16 protein-coding genes are annotated in these 16,311 nt (G+C 70.7%); 11 read left to right on the top strand and 5 right to left on the bottom strand.

From position 1 onward, the window contains the following. Nucleotides 1-157 precede the first annotated feature (157 nt). The 4 genes from ACIOEW_RS10690 (at nt 158) to ACIOEW_RS10705 (ending at nt 2,908) form a co-directional block, all read left to right on the top strand. Entirely contained in the window at nt 158-1,741 is a 1,584-nt protein-coding gene (locus ACIOEW_RS10690; protein ID WP_401963240.1) for an acyl-CoA carboxylase subunit beta, read from the top strand. Between the two features lie 14 nt (nt 1,742-1,755). After that, nucleotides 1,756-1,962 (top strand): acyl-CoA carboxylase epsilon subunit, encoded by a 207-nt coding sequence (locus tag ACIOEW_RS10695; protein ID WP_362546448.1) that lies wholly within the window; start codon nt 1,756-1,758, stop codon nt 1,960-1,962. Between the two features lie 141 nt (nt 1,963-2,103). Next, nucleotides 2,104-2,232: a morphogenic membrane protein MmpB gene (gene mmpB / locus ACIOEW_RS10700; RefSeq protein WP_350989353.1), complete on the top strand. Its 129-nt coding sequence runs from the start codon at nt 2,104-2,106 to the stop codon at nt 2,230-2,232. Between the two features lie 58 nt (nt 2,233-2,290). Next, a complete protein-coding gene (locus tag ACIOEW_RS10705; protein WP_362546445.1) occupies nt 2,291-2,908 on the top strand; it encodes a nucleoside triphosphate pyrophosphatase in 618 nt (205 codons plus the stop codon). 42 nt (nt 2,909-2,950) lie between these two features. Here ACIOEW_RS10705 and ACIOEW_RS10710 read toward each other — a convergent pair whose 3' ends face one another. Beyond that, entirely contained in the window at nt 2,951-3,409 is a 459-nt protein-coding gene (locus ACIOEW_RS10710; RefSeq protein WP_401963242.1) for a hypothetical protein, read from the bottom strand. 393 nt (nt 3,410-3,802) lie between these two features. On the opposite strand from ACIOEW_RS10710, the gene ACIOEW_RS10715 reads away from it, so the two are divergent. Together ACIOEW_RS10715 and ACIOEW_RS10720 are read left to right on the top strand one after the other, a co-directional pair. Continuing rightward, on the top strand, nt 3,803-5,557 hold the full coding sequence (locus ACIOEW_RS10715; RefSeq protein WP_401963243.1) for an acetyl/propionyl/methylcrotonyl-CoA carboxylase subunit alpha: 1,755 nt from the start codon (nt 3,803-3,805) through the stop codon (nt 5,555-5,557). A gap of 160 nt (nt 5,558-5,717) precedes the next feature. Continuing rightward, nucleotides 5,718-6,347, top strand: coding sequence for a TetR/AcrR family transcriptional regulator (locus tag ACIOEW_RS10720; protein WP_401963244.1), 630 nt, complete (start codon nt 5,718-5,720; stop codon nt 6,345-6,347). A 159-nt stretch (nt 6,348-6,506) separates the two neighbouring features. Here ACIOEW_RS10720 and ACIOEW_RS10725 read toward each other — a convergent pair whose 3' ends face one another. Both ACIOEW_RS10725 and ACIOEW_RS10730 read right to left on the bottom strand, forming a co-directional pair. Beyond that, on the bottom strand, nt 6,507-7,460 hold the full coding sequence (locus ACIOEW_RS10725) for a DeoR/GlpR family DNA-binding transcription regulator (RefSeq protein ID WP_401963246.1): 954 nt from the start codon (nt 7,458-7,460) through the stop codon (nt 6,507-6,509). A 197-nt stretch (nt 7,461-7,657) separates the two neighbouring features. After that, a complete protein-coding gene (locus ACIOEW_RS10730) occupies nt 7,658-9,097 on the bottom strand; it encodes an NAD(P)H-quinone dehydrogenase (protein WP_401963248.1) in 1,440 nt (479 codons plus the stop codon). A gap of 251 nt (nt 9,098-9,348) precedes the next feature. On the opposite strand from ACIOEW_RS10730, the gene ACIOEW_RS10735 reads away from it, so the two are divergent. The 3 genes from ACIOEW_RS10735 (at nt 9,349) to ACIOEW_RS10745 (ending at nt 12,682) form a co-directional block, all read left to right on the top strand. Further along, nucleotides 9,349-9,786: a gamma-glutamylcyclotransferase gene (locus ACIOEW_RS10735; RefSeq protein WP_136327705.1), complete on the top strand. Its 438-nt coding sequence runs from the start codon at nt 9,349-9,351 to the stop codon at nt 9,784-9,786. Between the two features lie 135 nt (nt 9,787-9,921). Next, the gene (locus ACIOEW_RS10740) at nt 9,922-10,746 is read left to right on the top strand and encodes a purine-nucleoside phosphorylase (RefSeq protein ID WP_362546427.1); all 825 of its coding nucleotides are present in this window, start codon (nt 9,922-9,924) and stop codon (nt 10,744-10,746) included. 289 nt (nt 10,747-11,035) lie between these two features. Next, the gene (locus tag ACIOEW_RS10745) at nt 11,036-12,682 is read left to right on the top strand and encodes a phospho-sugar mutase (RefSeq protein ID WP_401963249.1); all 1,647 of its coding nucleotides are present in this window, start codon (nt 11,036-11,038) and stop codon (nt 12,680-12,682) included. Nucleotides 12,683-12,770: 88 nt separating this feature from the next. On the opposite strand, the gene ACIOEW_RS10750 is transcribed toward ACIOEW_RS10745, so the two are convergent. Further along, complete coding sequence (locus ACIOEW_RS10750; protein ID WP_401963251.1) at nt 12,771-12,974, bottom strand: hypothetical protein; 204 nt, start codon at nt 12,972-12,974, stop codon at nt 12,771-12,773. Nucleotides 12,975-13,334: 360 nt separating this feature from the next. Here ACIOEW_RS10750 and ACIOEW_RS10755 point away from each other — a divergent pair, with 360 nt between their 5' ends. After that, nucleotides 13,335-14,408: a (+)-(1(10)E,4E,6S,7R)-germacradien-6-ol synthase gene (locus ACIOEW_RS10755; protein ID WP_401963252.1), complete on the top strand. Its 1,074-nt coding sequence runs from the start codon at nt 13,335-13,337 to the stop codon at nt 14,406-14,408. 108 nt (nt 14,409-14,516) lie between these two features. Here ACIOEW_RS10755 and ACIOEW_RS10760 read toward each other — a convergent pair whose 3' ends face one another. Further along, entirely contained in the window at nt 14,517-15,155 is a 639-nt protein-coding gene (locus ACIOEW_RS10760) for a PH domain-containing protein (RefSeq protein ID WP_401963254.1), read from the bottom strand. A gap of 203 nt (nt 15,156-15,358) precedes the next feature. On the opposite strand from ACIOEW_RS10760, the gene deoC reads away from it, so the two are divergent. After that, a complete protein-coding gene (gene deoC, locus ACIOEW_RS10765; RefSeq protein ID WP_401963842.1) occupies nt 15,359-16,306 on the top strand; it encodes a deoxyribose-phosphate aldolase in 948 nt (315 codons plus the stop codon). The last annotated feature ends 5 nt before the right edge of the window (nt 16,307-16,311 follow it).

The following is a 16,311-nucleotide window of genomic DNA, read 5'->3' on the forward strand; positions in this document are numbered from 1 at the left end:
GCAACCCACCCTAGGTGTGTCAAACGACGCACTGCCGAACCGTATCCGCGCCGATACGCTACGGGGCAGTAGCCGTTCGGTGCTGCGCGCCTTCAGCCCTTCATCCGCTGATCAGCAGCACAGTCGTCCCCGTGACCAGGCAGGGAGCCGCCACCCGATGTCCGAGCCGGAAGAGATCGACATCCACACCACCGCGGGCAAGCTCGCGGACCTGCAGCGCCGTATCGACGAGGCGACCCACGCGGGCTCCGCACGCGCGGTGGAAAAGCAGCACGCGAAGGGCAAGTTGACCGCGCGCGAGCGCGTCGATCTCCTGCTCGACGAGGGTTCCTTCGTGGAGCTGGACGAGTTCGCCCGGCACCGTTCGACGAACTTCGGGATCGAGAAGAACCGGCCGTACGGGGACGGTGTCGTCACCGGGTACGGCACGGTCGACGGCCGCCCCGTCTGCGTGTACTCGCAGGACTTCACCATCTTCGGCGGCTCGCTCGGCGAGGTCTACGGTGAGAAAATCGTCAAGGTGATGGACTTCGCGCTGAAGACCGGCTGTCCGGTCATCGGCATCAACGACGGCGGCGGCGCACGCATCCAGGAGGGTGTCGCGGCGCTGGGCCTCTTCGCGGAGATCTTCCGCCGCAACGTGCACGCGTCGGGTGTCGTCCCGCAGATCTCGCTGATCGTCGGACCGTGCGCGGGTGGCGCGGTCTACTCCCCCGCGATCACCGACTTCACGGTCATGGTCGACCAGACCTCGCACATGTTCATCACGGGACCCGACGTCATCAAGACGGTCACCGGTGAGGACGTAGGCTTCGAGGAGCTCGGCGGCGCCCGTACGCACAACACCACCTCGGGTGTGGCGCACCACATGGCGGGTGACGAGAAGGACGCCATCGAGTACGTCAAGTCGCTGCTGTCGTACCTGCCGTCGAACAACCTCTCCGAGGCCCCGGCCTTCCCGGAGGAGGCGGACCTGGCGATCAGCGACGAGGACCGCGAGCTCGACACGCTCATCCCGGACTCGGCGAACCAGCCGTACGACATGCACACCGCGATCGAGCACGTGCTGGACGACGGCGAGTTCCTGGAGACCCAGGCCCTGTTCGCGCCGAACATCCTCACCGGCTTCGGCCGGGTGGAGGGCTATCCGGTCGGCATCGTCGCCAACCAGCCGATGCAGTTCGCCGGTTGCCTGGACATCAACGCGAGCGAGAAGGCCGCACGGTTCGTCCGCACGTGCGACGCGTTCAACGTGCCCGTGCTGACCTTCGTCGACGTGCCGGGCTTCCTGCCGGGTGTCGACCAGGAGTACGGCGGCATCATCCGCCGCGGCGCCAAGCTGATCTACGCGTACGCGGAGGCGACCGTCCCGCTGATCACGGTGATCACCCGCAAGGCGTTCGGCGGCGCGTACGACGTCATGGGCTCCAAGCACCTGGGCGCCGACATCAACGTCGCCTGGCCGACCGCGCAGATCGCGGTCATGGGCGCCCAGGGCGCCGTCAACATCCTGCACCGCCGTACGATCGCCGCCGCCGAGGATCAGGAGGCGACCCGCGCCGAACTGATGGCGGACTACGAGGACGCGCTCCTGAACCCGTACGTGGCGGCCGAGCGCGGTTACGTCGACGCGGTGATCATGCCGCACGAGACCCGGGCGCAGGTGGTCAAGGGGCTGCGGCAGCTGCGGACCAAGCGGGAGTCGCTGCCCCCGAAGAAGCACGGCAACATCCCCCTCTAGAAAGGGTCCTGGCCATGATCAAGGTCGTAAGGGGCAACCCGACCCCGGAGGAGCTGGCCGCCGCCCTGGCGGTGGTCCAGGCGCGCGCCGCGGCGGCGGCAGCCGTGTCGTCCGGCGCACCGGAGCTGCCCGCACAGTGGTCCGACCCGGGCCGTCCGGCCCGGCGCGGCCGCCATCTGCCGGGGCCGCGCGCCTGGGCGCGTACGTACTGGCCCGGTTAGTCACGGACTGTCGCCGGAGGCCCGGATCCCTTGCGGGGTCCGGGCCTCCGGCATGTACCGGAAGGATCTGGTCCGTACGCACCAGGGCGCCTGAGTACGGGTACTCAGGCGCGACGGCGATGCCCGCAGCAGGATCGGATCATGTTGTGGTCCGACCCCGAGAACAAGCCGCCGAAGGAACTGCGCGACGCCCAGGACATGATGCGGCGCGCGTGGCTGGTGCTCGCGCTCGCCATGGTGGTCGCGATGATCGCGCTCGGGACGCGGTGACGGCGGCGGGGGCCCGTGTTCCCGGGGGCGGTCCTCGCCGCACCGGCTGATTTGTACGATGGCGCCCATGACTGATCCCGCTCGCCGCCGTCTCGTGCTCGCCTCGCAGTCCCCCGCCCGTCTCGGTCTGCTGCGGCAGGCCGGGTTCGCGCCCGAGGTGATCGTCAGCGGGGTCGACGAGGACGCGTTGAACGCCCCGACGCCGGCCGAGCTCGCGCTCGTGCTGGCCCGGGCCAAGGCCGCGGCGGTGGCCGGGCGGCCGGAGGCCGCCGGGGCGCTGGTCATCGGGTGCGACTCGGTGCTCGAACTGGACGGTGAGGCGCTGGGCAAGCCCGCCGACGCCGAGGAGGCCACGGCCCGCTGGAAGTCCATGCGGGGGCGCTCCGGGGTCCTTCAGACCGGTCACAGCGTGATCGACACCGCGAGCGGGCGCACCGCCTCCGCGACCGCGTCCACGACGGTGCGCTTCGGTGAGCCGTCGGACGCCGAGGTCGCCGCCTACGTGGCCTCCGGCGAACCGCTCCATGTCGCGGGCGCCTTCACCCTCGACGGGCGCTCGGCGCCGTTCGTGGACTCCATCGACGGCGACCCGGGCAACGTCATCGGGCTCTCGCTGCCGTTGCTGCGGCGACTGCTGGGCGAGCTGGGGGTCCAGGTCACCGACCTCTGGGTCTGAGACCTCAGGGTCCGGGACGTCCGGGTCCGGGGCGGGCCCTGGTCAGGCAGGGGCCGGGGCCGTCGGCTGCTCGGGCTCGACGGCGGTGGCCGGTTGCCGGTCGGCGGGGCCGTACGCCACCAGCGTCCACACGACGAGGCCGAGCACCACCATCATGACCACGAACGCGGACCAGCCGACCAGGCCCACCGTCAGGGCGCCCAGCACCCCGTGGATGACGGCGCAGGAGATGAGCACGATCCGGGCGATGCGGCCGGGCGCCCGGTCGCGGATGCCGGCCAGCAGGATCAGCACGCCGCACAGCACCAGGAACAGTCCCGAGACGCCGCCCAGCGCCCAGGTCCCCTTGGACATGACACCCGGATCCGTGCCGGCCAGGGACATGTCCTGGTTCTTCACGACCGTTCCCAGGACCACGTTGATGATCACAATGCCCACGGCTTCCGCGAACAACACGAGCGCGGCTATGAAAGCCACCGGCCTGCGCACCACGGTGCTCACCCCCTGTTACCTGCAGTACATGCGATAGCGCGGACCCTACTAACGGGTAATGCTCCGGACAAGGGGTTCGACGCGCCCTTCGCGCGCCCGCCCGCCCCGGCTTCGCACCCCCCTTGTGCGCGCCCTCGTGCGTCGGGCAAAGAATCACGCGCCCCTTAGTAGGAAGTCCACAAAGAAACACGGGAAGTCGCTGCCCGTGCCGACAGAGACCTGGACCACACCTCGTGGCTACTGTGCGGTCATGGTTCCCGGCGTACCGTGGTGCCACAAGGGATTTCGCGACTCGAGCAAGCCTCGAATCACACTCCGTGTGGGCAAGCTCACCATTGGGGACGGGTCGTAAGGCCGTGTCGGTTGTCCCTAAACTCAGCTTGTTTCAAGGAGGGAGCCATCGTGCGCAAGGTGCTCATCGCCAACCGTGGCGAAATTGCTGTCCGTGTTGCCCGTGCTTGCCGGGACGCGGGAATCGGGAGCGTGGCCGTCTACGCAGACCCGGACCGCGACGCTCTGCATGTGCGTGCGGCCGACGAGGCATTCGCTCTGGGCGGTGACACCCCGGCCGCCAGCTATCTGGACATGGCCAAGGTGCTCCAGGCGGCCAAGGACTCCGGGGCGGACGCGATCCACCCGGGTTACGGGTTCCTGTCGGAGAACGCCGAGTTCGCCCAGGCCGTGCTCGACGCCGGTCTGACGTGGATCGGCCCGCCGCCGCAGGCGATCCGGGACCTCGGTGACAAGGTCGCAGCCCGTCACATCGCCCAGCGCGCCGGTGCCCCGCTCGTCGCGGGCACCCCGGACCCGGTCGAGGGTTCCGCCGAGGTGGTCGCCTTCGCCGAGGAGCACGGGCTGCCGATCGCGATCAAGGCCGCGTTCGGCGGTGGCGGGCGCGGGCTGAAGGTCGCGCGCACGCTGGAGGAGATCCCGGAGCTGTACGACTCCGCTGTCCGTGAGGCCGTCGCCGCGTTCGGGCGCGGGGAGTGCTTCGTGGAGCGCTACCTCGACAAGCCGCGGCATGTGGAGACCCAGTGTTTGGCCGACTCCCACGGCAACGTGGTCGTCGTCTCCACCCGTGACTGCTCGCTCCAGCGCCGCCACCAGAAGCTGGTCGAGGAAGCCCCGGCCCCGTTCCTGTCCGAGGCGCAGAACGCCGAGCTGTACGCGGCGTCCAAGGCGATCCTCAAGGAGGCCGGCTACGTCGGCGCCGGCACGGTCGAGTTCCTGGTCGGCACGGACGGCACGATCTCCTTCCTGGAGGTGAACACCCGCCTCCAGGTGGAGCACCCGGTCACCGAGGAGGTCACCGGCCTCGACCTCGTGCGCGAGATGTTCCGCATCGCCGACGGCGAGGAGCTGGGTTACGACGACCCGGCCGTGCGCGGGCACTCCTTCGAGTTCCGGATCAACGGCGAGGACCCGGGCCGCGGCTTCCTGCCCGCCCCCGGAACCGTCACCGTCTTCGCCCCGCCGACCGGCCCCGGCGTCCGCCTCGACGCGGGCGTGGAGTCCGGCTCGGTCATCGGCCCGGCATGGGACTCCCTGCTCGCCAAGCTGGTCGTGACCGGTGCGACGCGTGAGCAGGCACTGCAGCGCGCGGCCCGCGCGCTGGCCGAGTTCAACGTCGAGGGCATGGCCACCGCCATCCCCTTCCACCGCGCGGTCGTCGTCGACCCGGCGTTCACCTCCGCCCCGTTCCGCATCCACACCCGCTGGATCGAGACGGAGTTCGTCAACGAGATCAAGCCGTTCGCCGCTCCGGCCGACGCGGAGGCGGACGAGGAGTCCGGCCGCGAGACGGTCGTCGTCGAGGTCGGAGGCAAGCGCCTCGAGGTCTCCCTGCCCTCGTCGCTGGGCATGAGCCTGGCCCGTACGGGCCTCGCGGCGGGCGCCAAGCCCAAGCGCCGCGCGGCGAAGAAGTCCGGCTCCGCAGCCTCCGGCGACACCCTCGCCTCCCCGATGCAGGGCACGATCGTGAAGATCGCTGTGGAGGAGGGCCAGGAGGTCAAGGAGGGCGATCTGATCGTCGTCCTTGAGGCCATGAAGATGGAGCAGCCGCTCAACGCCCACCGTGCCGGCACGGTCAAGGGCCTCGCCGCCGAGGTCGGCAGCTCGGTCTCCTCCGGTGCCGTCATCTGCGAGATCAAGGACTGATCCTCGCGACACCCGTTCCGCCGGCGCCCCGCTCATGTCATAGGACGTGACCGGGGCGCCGGTCATTTCCGGTCAGTCCGGCCGTTCGGTGTTACGGAGGGCGACTCCGGTTGCACGATGGCATCCTGGACCCCAAGCCGGACACAGGGAGGACTGCGCAATGGCGACGAGTACGGCACGGACACCGGTCCGCACGCCGGACAAGCCCATGCGCGCCGACGCGCGCCGCAACTACGACCGGCTGCTGACCGAGGCCCGCGAGTCCTTCGCCGAGCACGGCACCGACGCGTCCCTGGAGGACGTCGCGCGACGGGCGGGCGTGGGCATCGGCACGCTGTACCGGCACTTCCCGACCCGTCACGCACTGATGAGCGCGGTCTTCCAGGAGGCGGTGGCCTCCCTGATCACCCGCTCCCACGAACTGGCCGAGGCGGAGCAGCCGTGCACCGGCCTGGTGGAGTGGCTGGGCGCGCTCATCACTCATGCGGGTGAGTACCGGGGGCTGGCACAGGCGCTCATGTCGACGTGCCGGGACAAGAACTCGGCTCTTTCGCCGTGCAATGTGCCGTTGCGCGAGGCGGGTTCGGTGCTGCTGGGCCGGGCGCAGACGAGCGGGGCCGTGCGGGCCGATGTGTCCATCGACGACCTGATGCAGCTGACGAACGCGATCGCACTGGCCGCCGAGCAGTCGCCGGACGATCCGGAGCTGGCGGAACGGTTGCTGACGCTGACGCTGCAGGGCCTGAAGGGGCGGTCGAACCCCGGGCACGGAAGCCCCTCCGGCGACTGACGAGCACAGCCCCGGACAGATAGAGCCCCTCGGCGAGTGACGAGCGGGGACCCGGGCACGGAAGCCTCTCCGGCGGCTGAGGAGCACAGCCCCGGACCGATCGAGCCCCACCGGCAACTGACGAGCGGGGGTCCGGGTGTGCTGCGCCCCCGAGACCCGCTACCGGCGGCGCAGGTCTGCCACTCTCGCCCGCTCCGCCTGACCGCCCTGCTCCGCCAGCACCGCCGCCCCCCGCAACTGCTGCGCATGCGTACGACGCTGTCCCGGCAGGGGCATGTCGCGACGGGCGGCCCTGCCGGGTGGCGAGGGGTCGGCCGAGGCGGGGCCGCCTCCGGCGCCCGCCACCGCGATCTGCACGCCCTGGTCCGCCAGGGCCTGCAGCTCCGCGGCCGCCCGGTCGTCGTGAGCGGCCGGTTCGTCGGTCACCAGACGGGTGATGAGATCCGTCGGCACGGTCTGGAACATGGTGTCGGAGCCGAGCTTGGTGTGGTCCGCGAGGACCACCACCTCCCCCGCGGCCTGCACCAGCGCCCGGTCCACGCTCGCGGAGAGCATGTTGGACGTGGAGAGTCCGCGTTCGGCGGTGAGCCCGCTCCCGGACAGGAAGGCGCGCGAGACCCGCAGCCCCTGGAGCGACTGCTCGGCACCACTGCCCACCAGGGCGTAGTTGGAACCGCGCAGGGTGCCCCCGGTCATCACCACTTCCACCCGGTTGGCATGGGCCAACGCCTGGGCGACGAGAAGCGAGTTGGTGACCACGGTCAGGCCGGGGACCCGCGCGAGCCGGCGGGCCAGCTCCTGCGTGGTCGTACCGGCGCCGACCACAATGGCCTCGCCCTCTTCGACGAGGCCGGCGGCCAGGTCGGCGATGGCCGTTTTCTCCGCGGTGGCGAGATGGGATTTCTGCGGAAAGCCGGACTCCCGCGTAAAACCGCCCGGCAAAACCGCACCGCCGTGCCGGCGGTCGAGGAGTCCTTCTGCCTCCAGTGCCCGCACGTCCCGCCGTACGGTCACTTCGGAGGTCTGGACGACGCGGGCGAGCTCACGGAGCGATACCGCCCCGTTGGCACGCACCATTTCGAGGATCAACTGACGACGTTCTGCAGCGAACACAAAACTGACAGTAACGTGACCGCCCGAGCGTTTTCAGCTGTTTGCGCCGAATAACAGAAGTTGTACATACAAGGGGCCGCCAAGTGGTATAGGCGGCCCCGTTGTTGTTCCGTACTGATCGAGCGGCGCTCACGGACCGCCTGAGTTGCCGGGGGTTGCCGGGGAATGCCGGGTTCCCGGGGCTCCCCCGGAGCTGGTTACCCCTCGCCCGCCTGCTTCCGGGTGTGCAACTGACGGGCCACTTCCGCGATCGATCCCGACAGGGACGGATACACAGTGAAGGCGTTTGCGATCTGTTCCACGGTCAGATTGTTGTCGACCGCGATCGAGATGGGGTGGATCAGCTCGCTCGCCTTCGGCGCGACGACACAGCCGCCGACCACGATGCCGGTGCCGGGCCGGCAGAAGATCTTGACGAAGCCGTCACGGATGCCCTGCATCTTGGCGCGCGGGTTGCGCAGCAGGGGGAGCTTGACGACGCGGGCGTCGATCTTGCCGGCGTCGACGTCGGCCTGGCTGTAGCCGACCGTGGCGATCTCGGGGTCGGTGAAGACGTTCGAGGACACCGTCTTCAGGTTCAGCGGGGCCACCGCGTCGCCGAGGAAGTGGTACATCGCGATCCGGCCCTGCATGGCGGCGACCGAGGCGAGGGCGAAGATCCCGGTGACGTCGCCGGCCGCGTAGACGCCGGGCGCGCTGGTGCGGGAGACCTTGTCGGTCCAGATGTGGCCCGAGTCCTTGAGCCGGACCCCGGCGTCCTCCAGGCCCATGCCCGCGCTGTTCGGGATCGCGCCGACCGCCATCAGGCAGTGCGAGCCGGTGATGACCCGGCCGTCGGCGAGGGTCACCTCGACCCGGTCGCCGACCCGCTTGGCGGACTGGGCGCGGGAGCGGGCCATCACGTTCATGCCGCGGCGCCGGAAGACGTCCTCCAGGACGGCGGCCGCGTCCGGGTCCTCTCCCGGCAGCACCCGGTCACGGGACGAGACGAGGGTGACGCGGGAGCCGAGGGCCTGGTAGGCGCCGGCGAACTCGGCGCCGGTGACACCCGAGCCGACCACGATGAGCTCCTCGGGGAGCTCGTCGAGGTCGTAGACCTGGGTCCAGTTCAGGATCCGCTCACCGTCGGGGAGCGCGTCCGGGATCTCCCGGGGGTGGCCGCCGGTGGCGATCAGCACGGCGTCCGCGTCGAGCGTCTCCTCCGTGCCGTCGGCCGCGGTGACGACGACCTGGCGGGAGCCGTCGGCGGCCTGGAGGCCCTCCAGACGGCCGCGCCCGCGCATCACCCGCGCGCCGGCACGGGTGACGGAGGCGGTGATGTCGTGGGACTGGGCGAGCGCCAGGCGCTTCACCCGTCGGTTGACCTTGCCCAGGTCGACGCCGACCACACGCGCCGCCTGCTCCATGTGCGGCGTGTCGTCCGCGACGATGATGCCGAGCTCCTCGTACGAGGAGTCGAAGGTGGTCATCACCTCTGCCGTCGCGATCAGGGTCTTCGAGGGCACGCAGTCGGTGAGCACGGACGCGCCGCCGAGGCCGTCACAGTCGACGACGGTCACCTCCGCGCCGAGCTGGGCGCCCACCAATGCCGCCTCGTACCCGCCGGGTCCGCCGCCGATGATCACGATCCGGGTCACGAAAAGTCCGCCTCGCGTTTCTCGTCCCGCGGCCGTCTGCTGTCCCGGCCGGGGGTCCGGGGGGCCGCCCCGGGGGAATGCAGTACGTACTTCATTGTCCCGCACGCGCCAAGGTGCTTCGCCCCGGGGCCCTCCATACGTGCGCCGGAGCGCCCCGGACACGGGAAGCGGCCGGTCGATCCGGCCCCCGGGCGGGGTTGTTCCTCTCAGGAATCGACGCTCCCGGTGTCACCTCCCGTACCCTCGATCCCATGTCGCTCTACGCCGCGTACGCCGGCAACCTCGACGCGCGGCTGATGACGCGCCGCGCACCGCACTCCCCGCTGCGCGGTACCGGCTGGCTGAACGGCTGGCGGCTGACGTTCGGCGGCGAGCAGATGGGCTGGGAGGGTGCGCTGGCCACGGTGGTCGAGGCGCCGCGCTCCCAGGTCTTCGTGGCCCTGTACGACCTGGCGCCGATGGACGAGGACTCCATGGACCGCTGGGAGGGCGTCGGCCTGGACATCTACCGCCGCATGCGGGTCCGGGTGCACACGCTGGACGGCGAGGAGCCGGCCTGGATGTACGTACTGAACGGGTACGAGGGCGGCCTGCCGTCGGCGCGCTACCTGGGCGAGGTGGCCGACGCGGCCGACTCCGCGGGCGCGCCGCACGATTATGTGATGGAACTCCGCAAGCGCCCCTGCTGAGCTACGCGGGGCCGCTCTGATCTGCCCTTTCGCATGATCACCGCCGGATGACTGTGGGAACACACGAACGAACACGGCGAGACTCTGTCCAGGAGCATCTACGCGCGTAGGGAATCAGCGGTTACGCTCATCCGCGTGAACGCATCAGTTATTCCGGACCACATCCAGGGCGACCCGCACGCCGCCGCTGCCGACGCCGCCGCCCGCCTGCGCGAGCTGACCGGTGCCGAGACCCACGACGTCGCCCTCGTGATGGGCTCCGGCTGGGCGCCCGCCGGCGATGCGCTCGGTGCTCCGGAGGCCGAGTTCCCGGTCACGGACCTGCCCGGATTCCCGGCCCCCGCCGTCGAGGGTCACGGCGGAACGATCCGCTCGTACCGCATCGGCGAGAAGCGCGCCCTCGTCTTCCTGGGCCGCACGCACTACTACGAGGGCCGTGGCGTCGCCGCCGTGGCGCACGGAGTGCGTACCGCCGTCGCCGCGGGCTGCAAGACCGTCGTGCTGACGAACGGCTGCGGCGGCCTGCGCGAGGGCATGCGCCCCGGCCAGCCGGTCCTGATCAGTGACCACATCAACCTCACGGCGGCGTCGCCGATCATCGGCGCCAACTTCGTCGACCTGACCGACCTGTACTCCCCGCGGCTGCGGGCGCTGTGCAAGGAGATCGACGAGACCCTCGAAGAGGGCGTGTACGTGCAGTTCCCCGGCCCGCACTACGAGACCCCGGCCGAGATCAACATGGTCCGTGTGATGGGCGGCGACCTCGTCGGCATGTCCACCGTGCTGGAGGCCATCGCGGCCCGGGAGGCGGGCGCGGAGGTGCTGGGCATCTCCCTGGTGACGAACCTGGCGGCGGGGCTGAGCGGGGAACCGCTGAACCACGAAGAGGTGCTGCAGGCGGGGCGCGACTCGGCGACCCAAATGGGCTCGCTGCTGGCGAGGGTCCTGGACCGGATCTGATCCGGCCCCGCTACGGCCGTTCCGGAGGCGCTGCCCCCGGATCCCCGCTCCTCGGTCTCCCCCGGACTCCGTCCGGGGGACCACCAGGGGCCCGATTCCGCCCTCTCGGCATTTGACTGAGCCGCCTGGCGGTCCAGACCCGCCGGCGACAGATCCGGGCTCGCCGGCGTTCGAGGCGCGGGATCCGGGGCGGAGCCCCCGTTACGGGAAGGGGTGGGGTGGGGAACATGCCCGCCGCAGACGCCCCCGCGCAGCAACCCCACCAAGACCACATGGAAGGCGGACCACCGTGCAGCAGGAGCAGGACCTCATCGCCCGGGCCAGGACCTGGCTCGCCGAGGACCCCGACCCCGAGACCCGCGACGAGCTCGCCAAGCTCATCGACTCCGAGGACCTCGACGAGCTCGGCGCACGGTTCGCCGGCATGCTCCAGTTCGGCACCGCCGGACTCCGCGGTGAGATCGGCGCCGGCCCGATGCGGATGAACCGCGCCGTCGTCATCCGTGCCGCCGCCGGGCTCGCCGCGTACCTGAAGGACCAGGGGCAGGACGGCGGCCTCGTCGTCATCGGGTACGACGCCCGCTACAAGTCCACCGACTTCGCCCGGGACACCGCCGCCGTGATGACCGGCGCCGGGCTGCGGGCGGCCGTACTCCCCCGCCCGCTCCCGACCCCCGTCCTGGCGTACGCCATAAGGCATCTGGGGGCCGTCGCGGGCGTCGAGGTCACCGCCAGCCACAACCCGCCGCGTGACAACGGCTACAAGGTCTACCTCGGCGACGGCTCGCAGATCGTGCCGCCGGCCGACGGCGAGATCGCCGCAGCCATCGCCGCGGTCGGCCCGCTGGACACCGTGCCCCGCCCCGGAAGCGGCTGGGAGACCCTCGGCGACGAGGTCCTGGACGCCTACCTCGCGCGCACGGACGCGGTGCTGGCCGACGGTTCGCCGCGCACCGCCCGCGTCGTCTACACGGCCATGCACGGTGTCGGCACCTCCGTGCTCACCGCCGCCTTCGACCGGGCCGGCTTCCCCGCCCCGGTCCTCGTCGCCGAACAGGCCGAGCCCGACCCCGCGTTCCCCACCGTGGCCTTCCCCAATCCGGAGGAGCCCGGCGCGATGGATCTCGCGTTCGCCACCGCGCGCCGCTCGGACCCCGACATCATCATCGCCAACGACCCGGACGCGGACCGCTGCGCCGTCGCCGTCCCGGACCCCGCGGCGGACGCCGGCTGGCGGATGCTGCGTGGCGACGAGGTCGGCGCACTGCTCGCCGCCCACCTCGTCGGACGCGGTGTCACCGGCGTCTTCGCCGAGTCGATCGTGTCCTCGTCCCTCCTCGGCCGGATCGCGGAGAAGGCGGGCCTCGGCTACGAGGAAACGCTGACGGGCTTCAAGTGGATCGCCCGCGTGGAGGGTCTGCGGTACGGCTACGAGGAGGCGCTCGGCTACTGCGTCGACCCGGACGGCGTCCGCGACAAGGACGGCATCACGGCCGCGCTCGTGGTCGCCGAACTCGCCTCCGTACTCAAGGAACAGGGCCGCACGCTGCTCGATCTGCTGGACGACCTCGCGGTCGAGCACGGGCTGCACGCCACCGACCAGCTTTCGGTCCGGGTCGAGGACCTGTCCGTCATCGCGGACGCCATGCGCCGCCTGCGCGAGCAGCCGCCGACGGCACTCGCGGGCCTGGCCGTCACCTCGGCCGAGGACCTGTCGAACGGCACCGAACTCCTGCCGCCCACCGACGGACTGCGCTACCAGCTGGAGGGCGCCCGGGTGATCGTCCGCCCGAGCGGCACCGAGCCGAAGCTCAAGTGCTACCTGGAGGTCGTGGTGCCGGTCGCCTCGGCGGACGAGCTGCCTGCGGCCCGCGCGAAGGGCACGGAGCTGCTGTCCGGCATCAAGCGGGACCTGGCGGCCGCGGCCGGGATCTGATCCGGAGAAGGACACCGGCTCACGTACGCCTCAGGTACGCATCGCGTACGCCTCAGGTGCGCATCAGGTACGTGAAGCCGGTGTCCGGCTACGCGCGTTCCGAGACGACGGCGGCCCGTCCGGCGGTGTCCCGCAGCACCCGCATCCAGCCGTTGCCCTCGGGCGTGCGCTGCACCCCGCCGGTCAACTCCTGTGCACGCGCGCACACTTCGTCGCAGGCTGCCAGGCGCTCGCCGTACTCCGCGTGGGATCCGGGGGACACGGCGACCACACGGCCGCTCTGCGCGATCATCCGCCATTCGTACCCGCCGTCCGCCCCGGCATCGCCCCGGCAACGCGCCCCACCGGCCTCGGCTCTCCCTCCGCCGTCGATTCCGCCCCCGCCGCCCCATCGGATGCCGGGCGGGGCAGGCGCAAGAGTCACTTTCGGGCCAACTACGCGTCGAAAAAGAGCGTGCGCGAACGATGCGCGATCCACCGCCCGCACGGTTTCGCAGGCGCCGGGGACATGGCCAGAAATGCCCGGCCCCAGGAGAGAAAGAGCACCGGTCCGTAGGCCAACCCGGCCGAAAACGGCCGTTCCTGATCCTCGTACACCTTGATAACTTCCGGGACTTAGCGCTATCGAAAAGTGCACTCGAAAGGGTGGTAGATGACCTCCCCAGCTCCAGCACCGAAGATCCCTCAGCTATGGGTTCCGCTCCCGTCGGGGATCCACCCGGGTTGGCGTGAGATCGACGACCGCTCGGCTGCCTGGCTCGATCGATTCGGCCTGTACTCCGACCGGGCGCAGCGCGAACGGCTGACGCGCATCTCCGTCGGTGAGATAACCAGCCGAGGTGCACCGTCCGGGCGCCTCGCGGCGCTGCAGTGGACTTCGGACTTCCTGATGTGGCTCTTCGCCTTCGACGACGAGTACTGCGACGAGGGGCCGGTCTCAGCATCCCCGGACGCCACCCTGCTCATCATCACCAAGCTTCAGCGCATCATCGAAGTCCCCTGGGCCGCTCCCACCGAGGACAGCTACGGCGCCGCTCTGCGCGAGTTGCGCCTGCGGCTCGACGAACTGACCACACCCGTGCAGACCGCCCGCTGGGCCGCCGGTTTCCGCGCCTATCTCCAGGGCCAGGTCTGGATGGCGGCCAACAGCGCCCACGGACGGATTCCCAGCCTCTCCGACCATCTGGCGGTCCGGCTCGACTCCTCCGCGGTCAAGATCTTCTCGACCCTCAGCGAGATCATCCACGGATACGACCTCCCCGCGGCCGATTACGAGCGCCACGACGTCCGCGGGTTCGTCGAGGTCTTCGCCTCGATCATCGGCTGGTCCAACGACCTGGTCTCCTACCACAAGGAGCGCCAGCGCAGCCAGGAGGGATACGGAAACATCGTCGACCTGATCGCGTACGAGCAGAAGTGCTCCCTCACCGACGCCGTCAGCGAGACCGCCATGATGCACACCCGCGCCATGGCCCTCTACCTCCGCCTGCGCGACCAGATCCTGCGCGACGCCGGCCCGGAACTCCACCGCTGGATCACGGACTGCGACCACTGGATCCGCGCCGACTACGACTGGTCCCTCACCACCAACCGCTACGTCAATCCGGAGAATCCCGCCGACCTGCCCGCCGGCAGCGCCGCCTCCCCCTTCCACGAACGGGAAGTGGACCAGCCTCTGCCGATCGCCAGCATCGCCTGGTGGTGGACCCTGCTCAAGGACCGGTGATCCCCAGCCGGTGATCCCCAGCCGGAGCGCCCGCAGCGGCTGCGCCCCGGCCGTCCGTGGCCGGGGGTCTGCGCCCGGGCAGGCTGTGCCCGGACCGCAAGGGGCTCGTCAGCCGATCGCGAGCAGTACCACCAGCAGCACCGCGCCCGCCACGGCCGGTGCGATGATCTCGTACGCCCAGCGCACCGACTTGAGGGTGCCCTCGGCGGCGGGATTGTCGCCCGCGCGCTCGGCCAGCGCCCTCAGGTCCGCGACCGCCTGGTCCGCGGCCGCCGTCCGCGCCTTCGTGTCGCGTACGTCGGCGGAGACGGACGTCCTGCGGTACGGGTCGTCCATCGACTGCCGGGACTGGTGACGGGCGGCCTTCTTGCGCTGCCGCAGCGACACCGGGACGGACCAGAGCTGGAACTTCTCCTCGTCGCGCGTGAGGAGCTCGGTCGAGTATCCGGCCCGGACCTCCGCGACATCGGTCCACGGCAGCGTGATCGTCCGGAAGGGGTTACGGATCCGGATGCGCTCGGCGTTGGCGAGCACCACGGGGCGCAGGGTGAAGGCGACGACCAGCGGCACCACGGTGAGCAGCCCGGCCAGGGCCAGCCACGGCGTGCGGTCCTCGCCCCGGATCACGGCGTCCCCTCCGATCCAGCAGACGAGCAGGAGCAGCAGGGCACCCCCGACCAGCCCGGCGGGCGACCGGTAGGTCCGGTCGGCGTAGGTGGGCTCGGAGGGCGGTGTGGGGCTCGTCATGAGCCCGATTCTGCCTGACGCGCGCGCCGGACGCGGGGGCGGCCGCCCGGACACGCGTACGGAAACCGTCGGACGCGCGTACGGAGACCGGCGGGGCGGGTCCCGTACACGCGTTCGCCTCGCGCCGTGGCGCCGCGCGATGCGCGAATGGCCGGGGCCCCTGTACAGGCCGCTACGCGCGTAGATATGCTCCTCTGGTGACCATGCCCACCACTGCTCCCGCATTCGCCGACGCGACGGCGTCCGACAGTGCGCTGCGCCGCTTCCTGCACGGGCTGCCCGGCGTCGACGCCGTCGGCCTCGAAGCGCGCGCCGCCTCGCTCGGAACCCGTTCGATCAAGACGACGGCCAAGGCGTACGCCATCGACCTGGCCATTTCGATGATCGACCTGACGACGCTGGAAGGCTCGGACACCCCGGGCAAGGTCCGCGCGCTCGCCGCCAAGGCCGTCCATCCCGATCCCACCGACCGAACCACCCCGCGCACCGCGGCGGTCTGCGTCTACCCCGACATGGCGGCGACAGCGGTCGCCGCCCTGGCCGGTTCCGGCGTGAAGGTGGCGTCCGTCGCGACGGCTTTCCCGGCCGGACGCGCCGCGCTCGACGTGAAGCTCGCGGACGTCCGCGACGCCGTGGCGGCCGGGGCCGACGAGATCGACATGGTGATCGACCGCGGCGCCTTCCTCTCCGGCCGCTACCTGAAGGTGTACGAGGAGATCCTCGCCGTGAAGGCCGAGTGCGGCTCCGCGCGCCTGAAGGTGATCTTCGAGACCGGTGAGCTGTCCACGTACGACAACATCCGCCGCGCCTCCTGGCTCGGGATGCTGGCCGGCGCGGACTTCATCAAGACGTCGACCGGCAAGGTCGGGGTCAACGCCACCCCCGCGAACACCCTGCTGATGCTGGAGGCGGTGCGCGACTTCCGTGCGCAGACCGGCATCCAGATCGGCGTGAAGCCGGCCGGCGGCATCCGCACCACCAAGGACGCGATCAAGTTCCTCGTCCTGGTCAACGAGACGGCGGGCGAGGACTGGCTGGACAACCACTGGTTCCGCTTCGGCGCCTCCAGCCTGCTGAACGACCTGCTGATGCAGCGCCAGAAGCTCAGCACCGGCCGTTACTCCGGCCCCGATTACGTGACGGTGGACTGATTCCC

This window comes from Streptomyces sp. NPDC087901, from assembly GCF_044742205.1.
In the GTDB taxonomy this organism is placed as follows: Bacteria; Actinomycetota; Actinomycetes; order Streptomycetales; family Streptomycetaceae; genus Streptomyces.

Bases quoted from the DNA above. Each gene is read 5' to 3' on its own strand.
- ACIOEW_RS10690 (WP_401963240.1), top strand. From the start codon at position 158: ATGTCCGAGCCGGAAGAGATCGACATCCACACCACCGCGGGCAAGCTC.
- ACIOEW_RS10695 (WP_362546448.1), top strand. From the start codon at position 1,756: ATGATCAAGGTCGTAAGGGGCAACCCGACCCCGGAGGAGCTGGCCGCC.
- mmpB (WP_350989353.1), top strand. From the start codon at position 2,104: ATGTTGTGGTCCGACCCCGAGAACAAGCCGCCGAAGGAACTGCGCGAC.
- ACIOEW_RS10705 (WP_362546445.1), top strand. From the start codon at position 2,291: ATGGCGCCCATGACTGATCCCGCTCGCCGCCGTCTCGTGCTCGCCTCG.
- ACIOEW_RS10720 (WP_401963244.1), top strand. From the start codon at position 5,718: ATGGCGACGAGTACGGCACGGACACCGGTCCGCACGCCGGACAAGCCC.
- ACIOEW_RS10735 (WP_136327705.1), top strand. From the start codon at position 9,349: ATGTCGCTCTACGCCGCGTACGCCGGCAACCTCGACGCGCGGCTGATG.
- ACIOEW_RS10750 (WP_401963251.1), bottom strand. From the start codon at position 12,974: ATGATCGCGCAGAGCGGCCGTGTGGTCGCCGTGTCCCCCGGATCCCAC.
- ACIOEW_RS10755 (WP_401963252.1), top strand. From the start codon at position 13,335: ATGACCTCCCCAGCTCCAGCACCGAAGATCCCTCAGCTATGGGTTCCG.
- ACIOEW_RS10760 (WP_401963254.1), bottom strand. From the start codon at position 15,155: ATGACGAGCCCCACACCGCCCTCCGAGCCCACCTACGCCGACCGGACC.
- deoC (WP_401963842.1), top strand. From the start codon at position 15,359: ATGCCCACCACTGCTCCCGCATTCGCCGACGCGACGGCGTCCGACAGT.